At 60.4% G+C, this 17471-nt stretch carries 12 protein-coding genes and 1 tRNA gene; 11 read left to right on the top strand and 2 right to left on the bottom strand.

The features are described 5' to 3' along the window. Window positions 1-44 precede the first annotated feature (44 nt). Window positions 45-1997, top strand: coding sequence for an acetoacetate--CoA ligase (locus ACE04I_RS11595; RefSeq protein WP_046794281.1), 1953 nt, complete (start codon window positions 45-47; stop codon window positions 1995-1997). Window positions 1998-2334: 337 nt separating this feature from the next. Here the strand turns inward: ACE04I_RS11595 and ACE04I_RS11600 are convergent, their stop codons facing one another. Continuing rightward, window positions 2335-3996, bottom strand: coding sequence for an ABC transporter permease (locus ACE04I_RS11600; protein WP_082118327.1), 1662 nt, complete (start codon window positions 3994-3996; stop codon window positions 2335-2337). A 74-nt stretch (window positions 3997-4070) separates the two neighbouring features. Next, window positions 4071-7700, bottom strand: coding sequence for an ATP-binding protein (locus tag ACE04I_RS11605; RefSeq protein ID WP_046794282.1), 3630 nt, complete (start codon window positions 7698-7700; stop codon window positions 4071-4073). 242 nt (window positions 7701-7942) lie between these two features. Between ACE04I_RS11605 and ACE04I_RS11610 the strand changes: the two genes are divergently transcribed. The 10 genes from ACE04I_RS11610 (at window position 7943) to ACE04I_RS11655 (ending at window position 17350) form a co-directional block, all read left to right on the top strand. Next, window positions 7943-8389 carry a phasin gene (locus tag ACE04I_RS11610; protein ID WP_046794283.1) on the top strand — a complete coding sequence of 149 codons (447 nt, stop codon included), beginning with the start codon at window positions 7943-7945 and terminating at the stop codon, window positions 8387-8389. A gap of 127 nt (window positions 8390-8516) precedes the next feature. Then, window positions 8517-8593 (top strand) — tRNA-His (locus ACE04I_RS11615). Between the two features lie 196 nt (window positions 8594-8789). Next, window positions 8790-10370 (top strand): polysaccharide pyruvyl transferase family protein, encoded by a 1581-nt coding sequence (locus ACE04I_RS11620; RefSeq protein ID WP_487207052.1) that lies wholly within the window; start codon window positions 8790-8792, stop codon window positions 10368-10370. 207 nt (window positions 10371-10577) lie between these two features. After that, a complete protein-coding gene (locus tag ACE04I_RS11625) occupies window positions 10578-11327 on the top strand; it encodes a sulfite exporter TauE/SafE family protein (RefSeq protein ID WP_046797448.1) in 750 nt (249 codons plus the stop codon). Between the two features lie 328 nt (window positions 11328-11655). Then, window positions 11656-12912 (top strand): TRM11 family methyltransferase, encoded by a 1257-nt coding sequence (locus tag ACE04I_RS11630; protein ID WP_487207053.1) that lies wholly within the window; start codon window positions 11656-11658, stop codon window positions 12910-12912. Window position 12913: 1 nt separating this feature from the next. Beyond that, a complete protein-coding gene (locus ACE04I_RS11635; RefSeq protein WP_487207054.1) occupies window positions 12914-13948 on the top strand; it encodes a DUF262 domain-containing protein in 1035 nt (344 codons plus the stop codon). After that, window positions 13949-14596 (top strand): hypothetical protein, encoded by a 648-nt coding sequence (locus ACE04I_RS11640; protein WP_487207055.1) that lies wholly within the window; start codon window positions 13949-13951, stop codon window positions 14594-14596. 373 nt (window positions 14597-14969) lie between these two features. Then, the gene (locus ACE04I_RS11645; protein ID WP_487207056.1) at window positions 14970-16448 is read left to right on the top strand and encodes a hypothetical protein; all 1479 of its coding nucleotides are present in this window, start codon (window positions 14970-14972) and stop codon (window positions 16446-16448) included. A gap of 228 nt (window positions 16449-16676) precedes the next feature. Continuing rightward, the gene (locus tag ACE04I_RS11650) at window positions 16677-16934 is read left to right on the top strand and encodes a hypothetical protein (protein WP_487207057.1); all 258 of its coding nucleotides are present in this window, start codon (window positions 16677-16679) and stop codon (window positions 16932-16934) included. Continuing rightward, a complete protein-coding gene (locus tag ACE04I_RS11655; protein ID WP_487207058.1) occupies window positions 16934-17350 on the top strand; it encodes a putative Ig domain-containing protein in 417 nt (138 codons plus the stop codon). The genes ACE04I_RS11650 and ACE04I_RS11655 overlap by 1 nt, the downstream gene beginning before the upstream one ends. The last annotated feature ends 121 nt before the right edge of the window (window positions 17351-17471 follow it).

Consider the following 17471-nt stretch of genomic DNA (forward strand, 5'->3'; position numbering starts at 1 on the left):
TGCGGTGCAGCATGTTATACAGCCTCAAAAAGAGGAGGAGATACATGGGAGTGCAGCAACCGCTCTGGACGCCATCCAAGGAGGTTTTGGAAAATGCGCCGCTCAGCCGCTTCATGGGCTGGTGCGGCGAACGCCATGGCAGGAGTTTTCCGGACTACGATGCCTTCTACGCCTGGTCGATCAAGGAGCGAGAGGATTTCTGGACGGCCGTTTGGGATTTCTGCGGGGTCAAGGGCGCACAGGGGACGCGCGCGCTCATCGATGGCGACGACATGCTCGCCGCCCGCTTCTTTCCCGATGCGACGCTGAATTTTGCCGAAAACCTACTCTCCCGCAGCGGAGACGAGGATGCCATCATCTTCCGCGGCGAGGACAAGGTAAGCTACCGCTGGTCCTGGGACCGGCTGCGCGCCGAGGTCTCCCGCCTGCAGCAGGCTTTCCGCGCGCTCGGCATCGGGCAGGGCGACCGCATTGCAGCCATGATGCCGAACATGCCGGAGACGGTGGCCTGCATGCTGGCCGCCGCCTCCATAGGCGCGATCTGGTCCTCCTGTTCTCCGGATTTCGGCGAACAGGGCGTGCTCGACCGCTTCGGCCAGATCGAGCCGAAGCTTTTCATCGTCTGCGACGGCTATTGGTATAACGGCAAGCTTCAGGACGTGGCGGAAAAGGTAAGAGCGGTTTCGAAAGTCCTCCATGCGCCGGTCCTGGTCGTACCCTATGCCGGGGATGCGCCGGCGCTCGCCGCTTCGCTTTCCGATGGCCGCACGCTTCAGGATTTCACCGCTCCCTATGAGCCGAAGGAACTGGAGTTCGCGCAGCTTCCTTTCTCGCATCCACTCTACATCCTCTTCTCTTCCGGCACGACAGGCGTGCCGAAATGTATCGTCCATTCGGCGGGCGGCACGCTTCTGCAGCATCTGAAGGAACACCGGCTGCATTGCAGCCTCGTCCCCGGCGAAAGGCTCTTCTATTTCACCACTTGCGGCTGGATGATGTGGAACTGGCTGGTCTCGGGGCTTGCAGTGGGCGCCACCCTCTGCCTCTTCGACGGCTCACCCTTCGCCCCCGATGGCAATGTGCTGTTCGACTATGCGGAACAGGAAAGGTTCGCGGTCTTCGGCACCTCGGCCAAATATATCGATGCGGTGCGCAAGGGCGGCATCGTCCCGAAGAATTCGCATGACCTGCCGGCCCTTCGGCTCATCGCCTCCACCGGCTCGCCGCTTTCGCCGGAGGGGTTTTCATTCGTTTATGAAGACATCAAGAGCGACGTGCATCTCGCCTCCATTTCCGGCGGCACGGATATCGTCTCCTGCTTCGTGCTCGGCAATCCGCTGAAGCCCGTTTGGCGCGGCGAAATCCAGGGGCCGGGGCTCGGGCTCGCGGTGGATGTCTGGAACGACGACGGCAAGCCGGTGCGTGGCGAGAAGGGGGAGTTGGTCTGCGCCAAAGCTTTCCCCTGCATGCCCGTCGGTTTCTGGAACGACCCGGACGGGAAGAAGTATCGCGCCGCCTATTTCGAGCGCTTCGACAATGTCTGGTGCCACGGCGATTTCGCCGAATGGACGGAGCATGGCGGAATCGTCATTCATGGCCGGTCGGATGCGACCCTCAATCCGGGGGGCGTGCGCATCGGCACGGCGGAGATCTACAATCAGGTGGAGCAGATGGAGGAGGTGGCGGAAGCCATCTGCATCGGCCAGGATTGGGAGGAGGACGTCCGCGTCGTGCTCTTCGTGCGGCTCGCAAACGGCGTGACGTTGACCGACGACCTGGTCAAGGCGATCAAGAGCCGTATCCGCGCGGGCGCCTCGCCGCGTCACGTGCCGGCAAAGGTGATTGCGGTTGCGGATATCCCGCGCACGAAGTCCGGCAAGATCGTCGAACTGGCGGTGCGCGATGTCGTGCATGGCCGGCCGGTCAAGAACAAGGAGGCGCTCGCCAATCCCGAGGCGCTGGAGCTCTTCGCGGGACTGGAGGAGCTGAAGAACTAATGCATGTCGCGCAAAAGTGTGAAGCGGTTTTGCGATAACGACATGCATCAAAGCGCAGGAAGCGAATCTGAAAGATCGCGACGCGCGTTAGAATGTGTCGGAATGGTCGTTTTGTCGGGTGTCCTTCCGGAAACGGCACGCATTTAACGTCCTGTTAAGGCACATTGATCGAGAATGAAGCAATCGGAAGACATTTTCCGTATGGAGATGGCGAAGCCTTATGCTTCCCACGGACATGATGTCTCCTCCCGACTTCACGTTGGACAGCATTGAACTTTAAAGGCAGCTTTCGCTGCCTTTCTTTTGGTCTTGTCTACCCTCATAGATTGCCGAAAGATTAATCTTCCCGCAGATGAAGCTCGCCGTCGCGGTCGAGCGATCGCGAGACGAACAGGACCGGGATTAGACCGGCCGCGATGATGATCATGGCCGCCACGGAGGAATCCTCAATCCTGGCGCGGGAGGCATCCTCGTAGACGAGAGTCGCGAGCGTATTGAAGTTGAAGGGCCTGAGCAGGATCGTCGCCGAGAGTTCCTTCATCGTCTCGATGAAGACGAAGAGAGCGGCCGTCATGATCGCCGGGCGCATATTGGGCAGAAGCACCGAACGCAACGTCTGGTTCCTGCTCCTTCCGAGTGTCCGCGCGGCCATGTCGAGATGCGGCGAAAGCTTATGGAAGCCGGCATCGAGCGTGCCTTCCGCCATGGTCATGAACCGCACCGTGCAGGCATAGACGATCGCAAAGCCGGTGCCGGAAAGCAGAAGACCGGTGGATATGCCGAACTGCGCCCGCAGGAAACCGTCGATCGCATTGTCGAAGCTTGCAAGCGGTATGAGCACGCCGATCGCCAGCACCGTGCCCGGCACGCCGTAGCCGAGAGAGGCGATGCGCCCGGCAACCGTCGTCGGCGTCGAGCGCTCGGCGCGCGCCGCATAGGCGAGAAGGAAGCCGAGGGCGACGGCTGCGAGCGCCGCTGCGGAAGAGACGACGATGCTGTGCCACAGCGCGTTCAAAAGCCTGCTGTCGGCGAAGTTTTCGAGCCGGCTCAGCGCGAAGCCGCCGAGCACCGAGACGGGAATGGCGAAACCGATGGCGATCGGCAGCGCGCAGAACAGTGTCGCGCACCAGGCCCGCACCGCGGGCAGGCGCGGCCTTGCTCCATCGTTGACGAGGGCCGTCGTCTTGTTGCTGGTGAAGCGCTGGCTGCGGCGGGCGGCGCGCTCCACGAAGATGAGGACCGCGACGACGCAGAGCATGACGCTCGCGATCTGCGCCGCGCCGATCAGGCTGCCGCGGTTGAGCCAGGTATCGTAGATCGAGAAGGTGAGGGTGTTGACCCCCAGGAATTCCACGGCGCCGATATCGTTCAGCGTCTCCATCATCACCAGCGTCAGGCCGATCATGATCGCCGGGCGCGCCATGGGGATCTGCACCCGCAGAAACACCTTGAGCGGCCCGGCGCCCAGCGTGCGGGCGACATCGGCCGCGGCGCGTCCCTGCATCAGAAACATGGAGCGGCAGGCGAGATAGACATAAGGGTAGAGCACCGAGCTCAGAACCAGCACCGCGCCGCCCAGCGAGCGAATATCGGGAAACCAGTATTCCCGCGAGGTCTGGAAGCCGAAAAGGGCCCGGTAGCCGGTCTGTACCGGACCGGTGAAATCGAGGAATTCGCCGAAGGCATAGGCAGCAAGATAGGAGGGTATGGCAAGCGGCAACACCAGGATGGCCGAAAACAGACGCCGGAAAGGAAATTCGAAGCTTGCCACCAGCCAAGCGGTCAGAATTCCGAAGAAGCAGGTCACCAGGCCCGTGAACAGGAGCAGTCTCACCGTACGGCCGGTGGCGCGCGGCACGACGTTGACCATCACATGCCGCCAGGTCTCGTCGCCGCTCGCAAAGGCGATCCAGAAGATGGCGATCACAGGCAGGGCGACGATCGCGGCAATGCCCGCAGCCACCCAGGATAATGATCGTGCCGGCCGCCGGACCTTCATCTTCGCCGCTTCAGTGCTCGTCGAAACTTGCAAGTCCAAGTCCTCTTTTCAAAGGACTGCTAACCCTGCAGGGCTCAGTTCGCAAGCACCCGCTGCGGCGGAAAGGTGATTTCGACCAGCGTGCCCTCGTTGGGTGAGGAGCTGATGGCGAAGGAGGCGCGGTTGGCGTCCACCATGGCTTTCGTCAGCGGCAGGCCGAGCCCGGTACCGTCCCCGCGCTTGCGCGCGCCGCCCGCGACCTGGCGGAAGGGCTTCATGGCGAGCTCCAGTTCCGAGCGCGTCATGCCTATCCCCGTGTCGCGGATGCGAAGCATCACGCTGCCATTGGGTTCATAGGCGGTGGAGACCACGATCTGCCCGCCGGAAGGCGTGAAGCGGATCGCGTTCGAAAGGATGTTGAGGGCGATCTGCTTGACCGAGCGCAGGTCGGCCACCACCGGCGGCACCGAATGGGAAAGCGCCGTGCGGATGATGACGCGCTGGCTGTTGGCCTGCGGCTGCACCAGCGAAACGGCTTCCGAAACCGTCTCGTTCAGGCCGACGGCCACGAAATCGAGGTCCATCTCGCCCGCCTCGATCTTCGAGATGTCGAGCAGGTCGTTGACGATGTCCAGCACATGGCGGCCCGAGCGGCCGATATCGTTCGCATATTCGACATAGCGCGGATGGCCAATCGGGCCGAAGCGTTCGCCGGCCATCATGTCGGCAAAGCCGATGATGGCGTTGAGCGGCGTCCTGATCTCGTGGCTCACATGGGCGAGGAACTCGCTCTTGTGGGCGTTGGCGGTCTCGGCGGCACGCTTGGCGGTGCGCAATTCTTCTTCGGTGCGCTTCCACTGGGTGATGTCGCGGATCACCGCGCAAAAACCATTGGAGGAGGTGAGGCGGCCGATGGTCATGAACAGCGGCAGGAAACCGCCGGAAGCCTCGCGGCCGATCACTTCACGGCCGTCGTTCAGCACGCTTGCGACGCCGTGGCCGGAAAGGCCGCCGAGATAATCCATGATCGCCCGCTGGCTCTCATGGGCAAACAGCATGACGAAGGGTTTGCCGGAGGTTTCCTCGTTGTCGTAATTGAAGAGGCCGCTCGCCGCACGGTTCATGGAGCGGATATCGCCGTTCGCATCGATGATGACGACGCCGTCGGTCGCCGTCTCCAGGATCGCGCGCAACTCCTCGACCTCGACCTGCAGGCGGGCGAGTTGATCGGCAGGGCGCATGGGCCGCGCCTGAACGGCCTCGGCTCCGTCCTCCACGGCCTCGCCTTCCGCCGTGACCGGCATCAAGGCGAGCATCAGCTCGGTGGAATCCTCCCAGCGAACCGATTGCAGCCGGGCTGTCACCGGAACGACCACGTCGTCGGCGCGCACCACCACCATGCCGCCGGCTTCCGCCGTCTTGTCCTCAAGCTCCTGCCGCTGCAGCAGGGCATCGAGACCGCCGACTTCCGCCAGCGCTTCGATCGAGGGATAGCCGGTGAGCCGCAGGAATTCCGGATTGCCGTGGATCAGCCTGTCGCCGCTATGCACAAGGAGAGCTATCGGCATCTGATCGACGATTTCCGGTGAAAGCCCGATTCTCTCGCGGATCGGAATTATCCTGCCGAGCAGTTCCCGTTCCGACAAGTCGGCATCTTCATCGGTCAGGGTCGCCGCTTCTTCCGTCGTGAACTCGTCCTCGACCGCTTCTTCCTGCGGAACGTCCGCGGCGGGCTCCGTTTCGCCGGGAGCCTCCTCCGCTTCGATAGCGCCTGCGGCATCCTCGTGGCCAAATTCCTCGGGAAGCGCTGCGCTTTCCGGGGCTTCATGGCTCGGTTCCGCGCTCGGAGTTTCGTCCGTTACGTCCGCCCGAACTTCTTCCGGCGACACGCCTTCGTTTTCCACTTGTGGAGAGCCCTCATCATCAGGCTCTTCTTTGGCCTGCCCGATGAAGCCGTCCAGCTGTCGCGCGATCTCCTGGAACGCGGCCTGTTCGCCAGGGGTCAGCCCCTCCTTTCGCGAACGTCGCTCCTCGAACTGGATCACTTTGTCGGTGTGTTGCCTGCTGCGGCTCTCGGCGATCTTGATGGCAGGGGGCTCGCCGTCGGGCCAGTCCAGCAAGGAAGGAAGAGGCGCATCGTCCGCCTTTCCGGTTTCTTCGATCTGATCCCTTTCGTCACCGGAAAGGACTTCGTCGCCGATCTCTGCGATCGAGACCGTTTCGGGAGGCTCCTCGCTTGCCTCGGGTTCGGAAACCTGTGCCTCTGGCGGGAATGCAGCCTCCGCTGCCGCGTCTTCCTCCTCGTCATCTTCCGGCCCCCTGGCCGGGCTGCTGCCAAGCGTCAGGCCGAGCGCCTCGGGGTCTTTCCTGGCATCGCCCACACGCACGATGCCGAATCCCCGGAAGCCGTCGAACTCGCGCGCACGGGTATAGGTCGGCAGGGCGGCGAGATCGACCGGAACCACCAGATCGGTACCTTCGACAGGCCACCAGATGGTTTTTCCGGACCATGTATCGCGCTTGCCGAGCAGTTCGGTGACCTTGCCTTCCGGATCGATCCGGAAGAGTGCGGCGATACGGCTGAAGGCCATGCCTTTGATGTCGGCGGCATGCGGCCCGACCGTCTCGGCGAATTCACCGGAGATTTCCCTGAACCGGCCTTCGGCATCGATCTTCCAGACGAAGCGGGTCGCGCGGGCATCGCGCCTGAAGACGAAACCCGTTTCCTCCGGCTCGGCAGGGGAGGTAGGCACGCTCTCCGGGCTCGTTTCCTCCGCGGCCATCTCGCGTTCCGGCTCCTGGCTAGAGCCTGTGGCGCTCGGCGCCTCCGCTGTCGGTGCGAGCCACTCGGTGGCTGTATCCGGCTGCCGCTTTGCGGAAGGTGCTTCGACCGCCTCTTCGGTATCGAGGGAGATTTCCTCCTCGGGCTCTTCCGTTTCCTCGATGCCGGCAACCGCGTCGATCACCGCATCGTAGCCGTGCGTATCCGCCGTTTCCGCGGGTGAGGGAGCGGTTGCGCCCTCCGCCTCGGGCTCGAATCCGATGCTCTGGTCGGTGCGTCCCGGAAGCGCCTCCACCGTGAAAAGCAGGTGGAGGGCGGGTTCGTCGGAAAGCTTGCCGATCGCCGCTGGAAGATAGCCCTTCGAGGTAGGTATAGGTCGCTTGGTGAGACGGCTCGGATCGTTGCCGGTTATGGTCACCAGCATTTTTGCCGTCTTCTCGGTAACGCCGAGACCGTCGAAATCCGGCGAGGCGGCAATGACGGCGCCGTCTCCATCCAGCACCGCCATATGCGTGTCCGGATCGTCGAGACCTTCGAGCATCCGCGCCGAAAGCGCTTCACGGGAGAGCTTTTCCTTCTCCGCCGGCGCGGCGAAGAGCACGGCGGTTCCTCCTCCGATCCGGATGAGCTCGCAAGTCGCCTGGACCGCGATGCGCTGGAAACCGGAGGTGACGCGCATCACGAAGCTGCGGCTCTCACCCACGGCGGAAAGTTGGCGTGCCGCCGCTTCCATCTGCCGGAAGGCGACATCGGTCCGGTTCGGCCCCTGGTCCAGAAAATCGTAGACGGATGAGAAGCCGAAAAGATCGGCGCCCCGGCCGTTCGCCCAGAGCGCGTTGCGCATGTCCGGCGAGAAAAGAGCTATCGCTTCGCCTGCCGCAAAACGGTCACGGACGCGCTCGTGCACGGCGATGTCGATGAACGGGTATTGGACTGCGGACATAGGCGAACCTGGTGATTTCCTGACCGGTGATTTTGAGGGCAAATTAACAGATTGTTAAATAACCCTCCCCTGCATGTGGGTCCACTCGTAGGCCGGTCAATCCTGTTATAGGGTTAACGAGGCTTCGCTTCATTGTGCGCTGCACAATAATATTGCAATGCACAAGGCGATTTATTATATAAGGTTCATGAGCTCTTCGGATACAGCCGAAGAAATGCGTCAACAGGGAAAATGTTCGACTCATGGCCTACAGAACTGATGATATCTTTTCCTTCTCCGCTTTCGACCCGTCCAAGCTGACCGAGAGCTTCCGCGAATTTGCCGAAAAAGGTGCGACCCAGTCGCGCGAAGCCTATTCCAGGATGAAGGCCGCCGCTGACGAAACGACGAAGACCGTGGAGACCACCATGCAGTCGGCGCAGGCTGGCACGGTCGAGATCGGCCTGAAGGCGATCGACGCGTTTCGCTCCAATGCCGATCTCTCGCTGTCGCATATGGAAGCGCTTCTCGGCGTGAAATCCGTTGCCGAATTGGTCGAGCTTCAGACTGGTTTCCTGCGCAGGCAGGCGGAAATGACCGTCGAGCAGGCCAAGGCCATGCAGGAAGCTACCCGCAAGCTCGCCGAGGAAGTGACGAAGCCCGGCAAGGAAGCGGCCGAAAAGGTCATGGCGACCTTCAAGGCCGCCTGAAACGCCGAAATTTCTGCTCTGAGGAAGGCCGGTCATGCTCCGGCCTCTTTCTTTTGCGAGGAAGGACTTGCAAAACACATTCGATCGCCGTATGTGACCCGCAACGCCGCTTCGGCGTATTCTTTGTGCGGTTGTAGCTCAGTTGGTTAGAGCGCAGGTTTGTGGCACCTGAGGTCGGAGGTTCGAGACCCCCCAACCGTACCATCCCCATCTTTTCAAAGCACTTTTCAGATGTCGGTGGCGTTCGGCGCGTCTGACGCCATGCGCCCGCCTCGCCGCACTTAATTGCGTCCGGCCTTCAAAATCGTCTCGAATGCCCCAATTGGGCCAAGGATTGGAACCTCAATAGGCAGGCTCCTTCCCGAGCTGATTTCCTGCAACCGGTCAGGAGGCCTTATTCATGACTCGCCATTTACTGATCGGCGCATTGGGTGGTCCCAACTTCGGTGACGAAGCCATCTTCTCCGCATGGGTGCGAACGATCCGGGAGAAAGATCCCGCGGCTGAAATCTTCTGCGACGGCTACGGGCTTCAAAACCTCACCCAATACGCCAAAGGCGTGGCCACGGTGCTCCGCCATGAGGAGAGCCTGTGGATGCTTTCCGCATCCATGGGGGCGGGTGACGAGAAAACGTCGATCTGGGCGCATATCGAGAGCGAGCTGAAGCGGGAAGACGTCGCCAAGGATCTGGCCGTCAGGTTGAAGGCTCTGGAGGGCCTCAGGCCGGATGCCATCCACATCATCGGGGGAGGGTATTTCAACGAGCTCTGGCCCGCCAATTACGCGATACTCTTCTTCGCGAGGATGCTTGCCTGGAAGACGGGCGCCGGCCTTTTTGCATCCGGGCTCGGTCTGACGCCGGTCAACCCCAAAAACCTCGGGGGATTACGCGGGCTGCTGTCGACATTCGATCATGTGGACGTGCGGGACCCGGAATCTTATGAACTTTTCGCCGGTCTGGATGAAGGCCGCTTCTCCTGTTCGGGAGACGATGCTCTTCTTCATCTGGCGAATGGCGTGATTTCCTATCCGCTGCGGCTGCTGGACGAGCCGACCCTCACCATCTGTATCCAGAACGACCTGTTTCCCGGCGATACAGCTGCTTCCGGCATTTTCAGCGATGACCTCCTGAGGATCTTGGAGGAGCGGGGAATAAGGAAAATCGTCTTTGCGATCGCCATGCAGGGCGATGTGGAAGGGCCGCCCGCCGGCCTGGTTGAAAGCCTCGATGCGTCCGGCTTTGCAATCGAGACGATCCCTCCCTTTTCCCTGCTGGAGAAAGGCTTCCCCGCCAGCCCGGAGGGCCTGGTGATCACGTCGCGCTATCACCCGCATTTCTTCTGTGCGCTATCCGGTATCAAGGGCGTCGCTCTCACCTCCATCCCCTACTACGACACCAAGCACAAGGCCGTGCGCGAGATGGGAAGCAACTGGCCGGTGCTGGGCGGAGAGGAGGAGGTTTCCGGTTTGCCCGCCGTGGTGGAAAGCCTCTGGCAGCAGGACGAGCCTTCATTCCGTGGGGAGGCGAAGAACGGTTTCATCGAACGCAAGCGCGATGTCGCCGCGCGCATCCTCGATCGCAATGCAGGCAGGGATACCTTCCCCATCGATATCGCCGGCACCTGGGAGGGGCTTCTCCATTCACTGGAGAAGGAGAGGGAGACGGCACGCGAGCGGGAGGCCCAAGCGGGAGAGCGCGAACGCGCTTTGCAGGAAACGATAGACAAGAACCATCTCGAACGCGAACAGACGCAAGCGGAACTCGGTCAAGTTCGCACGGAGCTCGAACAGGCTCATGCGGAGCTCGAACAGACGCATGCGGAGCTTGAAAAGACGCATACGGAACTCGAACAGGTGCGGGCAGAGCTTGAGCGCGCGCGTGCCGAGGGCGCCGCATTGAAGGATAGGCTTCTTCTCGTGGAGAAGAGTAGATCCTGGCGCTGGACCGCGCCCCTTCGCAAGCTGGGCACCCGGCGCTAGAGCGGACCTCACTTCCGCCGGGTCGGCTTGGCGCAGCCACGCTCGGTATCAACAGCTTCCGGCATCGTTGCGCTTGATGTGCGGGGCAATTGGTGCCTATCTCGGCGTCCGAAGTATCGGCGGGGAGTGTATTGGTGAGAGGGCAGGAAAGTTTCGGATGGCGTCCGCTCGCAATGCCGGTCGCGCCAAGGGCATGCCATGCTTGATGTGATGCTCGCCAACCCGGCCTTCAGCGCCGTGGCTCTGCTCTCCGCCTTCTTCGTCGGCCTTTCGAAGGGCGGGTTGCCGCTGATCGCGATCCTTTCCGTTCCGCTGTTCTCCCTCTTCATCTCGCCGGTGACGGCGGCGGCCCTGCTGCTGCCGATCTATATCGCCACCGATATCGTCGGGCTTTGGATCTATCGCGGCATATTTAGCGGTCGCAACCTGGCGATCCTCACGCCCTCGGCGATCGCCGGGGTCGGCGTCGGCTGGGCAACCGCGTCGTTCATCCAGGAATGGGTGATCACCCTCATTGTCGGGCTGCTGGGCCTGCTCTACTGTTTCAACACCTGGCGCAAGCTCGGCAAATTCGTGCCTCCCCGCCCGGCGGATGTGCCCCGCGGCGTCTTCTGGGGCATGATCTCCGGCTTCACCAGTTTCGTGTCGCATTCCGGCGGTCCGCCTTATCAGATCTATGTCCTGCCCCAGCGGCTGGACAAGCTCGTTTTTGCCGGCACGACCGCGATCCTGTTCGCGATCGTGAATGCGGTGAAAGTGCTGCCCTATTGGGCGCTGGGCCAGTTCGACCGCAACAATCTTTCCGCGGCGCTGGCGCTCGTTCCGGTGGCGATCATCGGCACCTTCATCGGCGCGCGGCTCTTGAGAATGATCCGGGACGATATCTTCTTCCGCTGCGTCGAGATCGCGCTGCTCATCATCTCCCTCAAACTCATCTGGGATGCGCTGAAGGGCTGATAGGCGTAAGTGCGTCGACACGCTTCAGGGTCTGAAACGGCAGCAGGCGCGGATCGCATACCGGGTACGCGGTTTCCGGTATTACCTAAGGACTGATGAGGAGATTGGCTGGGGAACCTGGAGCCGGACTGGCGTCTTGGATTTCTGTTTACTTTCAAAGGATTGCTTGATGTCGCGTCAACAATGTGGGGGTAGCTTGTGGGGGTGTCAACAATTAGATCTGAATTGCCGGAGCCATAGCTCTGGATAATCCACTAGAATTTTCTGCGAAGTCTTGCGCACTGCGAGTGGATGCGCTTTCTCATGAGAAGGACGGCGGGTTCGCGACGTGCCGACGGAAGGTATGCGCGCGACGTCTTGCCGGAGTATTCAATATCTACAAGATGTCCGAGGAGTAGCCAGCATCGCCGACATTCCGGTCTCCTCGAAGCTTCCTTCCCGCCGCTCAAAAAATGAGTTCTATCGCTACTATGCTGGGTATCCTTTGGAATTCGCTGAATGGGCGCTGGGAAAGCTTGAGCTTCCATCAGGTGCGTTGGTCATCGATCCATGGAATGGATCAGGCACGACTGCGGCAGCTTGCGCGCGGATAGGTTTCTCCTGCCAAGGTTATGATATCAACCCCGTTATGGTTCACCTCGGTCGCGCACGAGTGGCCTCGAAAGTGGATTTTGAAGAGGCGCTAGAGCTGATTGGCAGCGTGAACCAGATCGTGGACAACGGAGAGGTCACCGATCTCAAGACAGTGGGCTCGGCCTTCAAGGAGCTGCCGGTTGGAAACGAGTATGCGCATAGCATAGCAATCGCTGCATTGTTTCCCTATGCGAGAGCGTTGCTCAACGTAAGTAGGACGAAGAACCCGTCTTGGTTCAAAAAGGGTGCGACGCTCGACGGAATTTCGATCAACCGATCCGAGTTCTTTACATCCTGGCTGGCGCTTCTTGAGGAGATCTCCAGGTGGCGCAGCACGCAGGAAGACCCTCACGGCGTCGCTATCTCGATCGAGCGAGGCGACTCACGCAAGTCTCTTGGACGTAAGGACGCGTTCGACGGCATTCTTACATCACCACCATACCTGACGCGGCTCGACTACGTACAAGCGACGCTTCCAGAGTTTCTACTTCTGAAAGAACTGGATGTAGTTCCGGACATGCAGCGTCTCCGGCGTTCCATGCTCGGCTCCCCCCTGACAAGCGAACGGCCTGAATGGAATGTCGAGCGTCTTCCCCAGCCCATCAGAGAGCTTCTGAACCGAATTGAAAGCCATTCGTCGAAGGCCTCCGCATCGTACTACTATCGCTTCTTTTCAACCTACTTTGTTGACCTGCAAGCTTCGATGCGAAACATTGCAAAAGTGTTGAAGGGGGGAGCTTCGGGATGCATCGTCGTGCAATCGAGTAACTACAAAGAGATCAAAATAGATCTTGCCGCTGTGATAGTCGCCCTTGGCGAAGAATTCGGATTGCAGCATAGAGATACTGTCGAATTCGAATCACGCCGCTCAATCTCACTCGTTAACACCCGCGCCCATCAAGATGCACGTCAGCCGAAGAGCGAGTGTGCAGTATTATTTAGGAAGGCATAACATGCTGGCTGTTTATTCTCCAATGTCAGTGGGCGACTACTGCAAGGCGCTCAATGATGACTTAATCACGGTGAACGACGAGTATCAGCGCAACGCAGGGATATGGGCGTCCTATGCGCGGTCGTTCTTCATCGAGTCGATCCTGCTGGAGTATCCGATACCAAAGATTTTCCTGTACTCGAAGGTCGATCTCCGCACTCGGACAACGGTTAAAGAGATCGTCGATGGCCAGCAGAGAAGTCATACTCTGCAACAATTTTACAACAAAAAATTCAAACTTTCGGTCAACATCGAGACAGAGGAGCTGAGAGGAAAGAATTACAATCAACTGTCGGAAGAGTATCAGTCCAAGTTCCTTTCTTACAGCTTGCCTATTGACGAGTTTAGAGGTGTGCAGCCTTCGCAGATCCAGGAATCCTTTAGAAGGATGAACGCGAGCAATGTTCCGCTAAATGACGAGGAGCAGCGGAATGCAAAATTCCAGGGGCCATTCAAGTGGTTCATACAGCGCCTGGCGCAACGGTTCTCGGAGCGGCTTCAAGCTTTGGGAGTGTTCAATCGGCGAGATATTATCCGAATGAGCGACACCCGGTTTTACGCAGAAATCATTCACACGATACTCCACGGTTTTGTTACCACAAAAGGCCCGCAGATCGACGCGCTCTACAAGCGCTTCAACACAACGTTTGAGCAGGAAGACGAGATCTTTTCCTACATCGAAGCTGGGTTGGAGAGGGCGATTCCGGAAGCAGCCGGCGGCGAGCGGGAACTGTTGCGAGGATACATGTTCCAGAGCCTCGCGCTGATATCGATTGATCGACAATTCGATCTGGGCCTGAAGCAGCAGGCGGCAGATGCTGCTCCGGAGGCTGCTGCAAATCTACAGGCCGGTGGTATCGATTTGGGAATCCTGATCGATGGTCTGAGAGATCCAGAAAGCCATCCTTCGCTCATTGAGTTTATCGACTCAACAAAAGGGACAAACGTAGGCAGAGCGAAAGCAGTGCGTTTTCTCTATCTGGACGCTGCTATCTGAATGCAAAGCGTCACCGATCTTCGCAAGTTGCGGGACGCAACAATCTCACGTGTAAGGCGTCTCAGAGAGGTCGCCGCCCCTATAACCCTGCCCCTCGGATCCGAAAACAGGAGAGCTCTCGCCTATGTAACAATCGAGCTCGACAACCTGATAATCGTGGGTCTGAGGAGCTACACAAAGAGTTCTTTGCTTCGCAGTCGGACTGCTGCGGGCGTCCGCATAACAGCAACCGTGACGCCTGCATCAACCGAGGAGGCTGCCGCACTCATATTCAAGTCACTGAATCCCACCGGCTACGCGAACAAAAATAGCCCGATCGCAATCAACGAGAAGGATGAAGTAGCGTTCCGCGATCCCAAGAGATCAGAAAAGGTGTTGATCGACTATTCGGCCTCGAACCTTCCGAATCTAGTCCTTGCCTTGTCCTTGAATGCGTCCGTATTCGATGAGGCAAAGGTATGCAGACACTTCTTTGCTCACCGAGCAAAGAACACTTGTGAAGCGGTTCGAACCCTTGCGGGCAATTTAGGTGTCGTTGGCTTCGAGACGCCTGAAGAATTGCTTTTGAGGGGCAGGCCAAGTACCGGAGTCCGGTTCCTGGACGGATGGCTGGCGGACGTGGAAAACTTCTTCGATTACGCCACCTGAGCTTACGCAATGATGGCTTGACCTCCCTGCGCCGTCAGGTGAGCATGAAAAAAGCCGCTGTCACTGGGCTGGAACCCTCGGCGGCTTTTTCTGGAGATTGTTCACACATGCTGAACGCCGCCGTTGAGTTTGTAAAGCCCCATTCGACGGGCATTTGAGCCCCCGGCTGGGACATATCCCAGCCGACGCGACGCCCAATCATACCCAAAATCGTTGTCAACAATTTGCGCCTGCCCATCGTCCGCAGGGGGTAGGCAGGATCGCGGCCGCTGCGCAAGACGTGCTTGAGACCTCTACGGCATCCGCCGGGGTCCCGTCGCACCGGACGCATGACGACGTTATGCGGGCGAACACGGCCTGGGCGCTCGATCCCGTGGGCTGGGCGCAGCGCCAGGCAGCGACGAAGGTCCTTGAACAGCAGACGGAACACATTGCGGACGCACTGGCTCGCGCGGGCGTCAACGTGACCCTCGACGGCGACGTGACGTTCATCGGCGCGGTGACGGGCGTGGTCGAGCATCAGCGCGTCTATCGCGCCGTGCGGTTCCTGCCGACCGTCGCCGCTCGCGACCGGAGGCCGATCGTGAACGGCTTGAAACTCTTCATCTCCGGACACCCGAATTCCCGTTATTTTCGTTACGCGGTCATGACATGCGCCGAGCCGGTCCCTGTCGTTGGCGATCTCCGGGCGACAATCCAAGAGTTGTCCAGGCGGATTTCGAAGTGGGCGCACAAGGTTCAGAAGAGATACGGCATCAAGGTGCTCTTCCGGGGCATCGAGTTCACCCGCAGGACCGCGGCAGAGCGCAAGATGACGGACAGGTACGCGCCGGGGACGATCCTCTATCACGTGCATGCGAACGTGATCTATTGGCCGACCAGGAACATCGACAAGCTCTGGCCGGAGTTCCTGCAGTACACGCATTCCTTCATGGGTGCGGAGTGGCGTGATAACGGCAAGGTCGAGAAGGTCGAGGAGATCGTCAAGTATTGCAGCAAGCCGACTGATACGCTCGCGGCGTCGGACGATGAGCTCGTCTGGCTGTACCGGGAGACCCAACGCCTGAAAATTTGCCAGCCGTTGGGAGATTTTAAGGGTTGGTTGAAAACGCTTGAAAAGCTGGGCGAGAAGGTTGTCCGAGTGCATGTCGGTCGCGGCGATGGCCGCCTGGCGCGTGTCCAGAAGCGGCGCAAGAAGGCCGACGAGGACAAGGCGAACGACGCTGCTGCGAAGGCGGACACCGCGTCCAGCGATGAGGACGAGAAGAGCGCTGTAAAGGCCTCTGAGCCGAAGGTTCCGCCGTCGAACATGCTTCTGGGGATGACGTTGCCGCAATGGCGGCATACGCCATGGGCGGAGCCTCTCATCATGGTACAGCGCTACGACCCCTCAAAGGCCTTCGGCGAGTCCGGAGGCGATATTGAGGCGTGGAAGCGGGCAGCGCGGGAAATGTGGGACAGCAACTGGGGGCCGGAGCCAGCGGAGGCGCTGCGCGTCGCCCGGATGGCGCTCGACGCTGCCGCTACGGAGGACGATATACGCGAGGCGGCGGAAGCCGCCTGCTATATCGTTCACACATGTAGGCCAACTGTCCCGGCACACGAAGACGCTGACGAGGAAGTGCCGCCGGAAGAGCTGGACGACGATCTGAGCGAGATCGTTTCGCTCTTCGAAGGGGCGACAGTCGTCCGTCTGGCCTCACGACCGCCCGACGAAGACGACGAAATCCCGTTCGAAGCGCCCGCCGTCGTGGCGTGGCGAGAGAAGCTGCGTGCGGACCTCGCCCGCAGCGAAGCGGAGTGGGCGATATGGCGGGCGTCTGCTGGCGCTGATTGCCGCGCAGCGGCGTGACGTCGGGCATCCGCCGTCACCATGACCTGACACGTCAGGTCTCGTCGTCCTCCAGGACGGCGACAAGGCCCTGCCAGGCGCCTCGCGGGAGTCCCCGGAAAGGGTCCGACGGAAGTTCCCCTCGGAGAGCCGGCACTAGCGCCAGCTAGTGGTAGCCGGTCACTACCGCTTGTTCTCGGCTCCGCCGGCAGTCACGATTCTTCCACCGCATCATGTGGGAGGGACGAAATGCAGGAATACGAACGTCAGATACTTGTCACCAGCGAAGGCCCGGCATTTCCAGCGACACTCAAGGTCATTCGTCTTCCGGGTAGCTGGTACGGAGTCATCTGGGAGAAGCCAGAGAGATACGCCAGCTTCTCGCAAGACAAGACGGACCTGAATGGCGGGTTTTCTCACCTGAGCGACCGCGATTTCCTTGACCGGGTGCAACTCGTCGCAAGCTTCACCCGAGGCATCGATTTCGAATTCGAGGAGGCTTTGTGATGCGGGCATCGGCGATCGTCCTCGTTGCGGTGCTGCTGTCGAGCGCGGCATTCGCAGGCGAACCGAACGTCGTCTGGCGGTCTTCCGCGTCGGGCGTGCTGGCTGTCCCGGCCAACGAGACCCCGGCGACGCCTCCCGTCGTGCCGCTCGTCGTCACTTACGGCGGCAATAAGGTCTATTGGAGCACTCGCGAGTCCGTCCTGCTTATTCCGGATGTGTCGGGCGGCTCCGGACGATATGAATACGCGCTCGCGACGTCGATGCCGCTCCCGGCTGGTCTATCCTTCGACAGTGCGACGGGCGTCTTCTCCGGGCGCGCCCAGGTCGCCGGCGATTTCTCGTGGTCGATACTCGTCCGCGATGTCGCGACTGGGGCCATGACGACGACGGTCGCTGCGATTGTCGTCGTGACGTGAGTGGCTCGTGGCCTATCAGTTCGTCCATCTCGAGTCCTTCTCCAGGAAAGCCGACTCCAAGGGCCGGGGAACCGCCTTCGTCTTCGGCGAGGCTCGCCGCGACCCGGCGGCGTCCGTCCAC

Source organism: Rhizobium moroccans, from assembly GCF_057559155.1.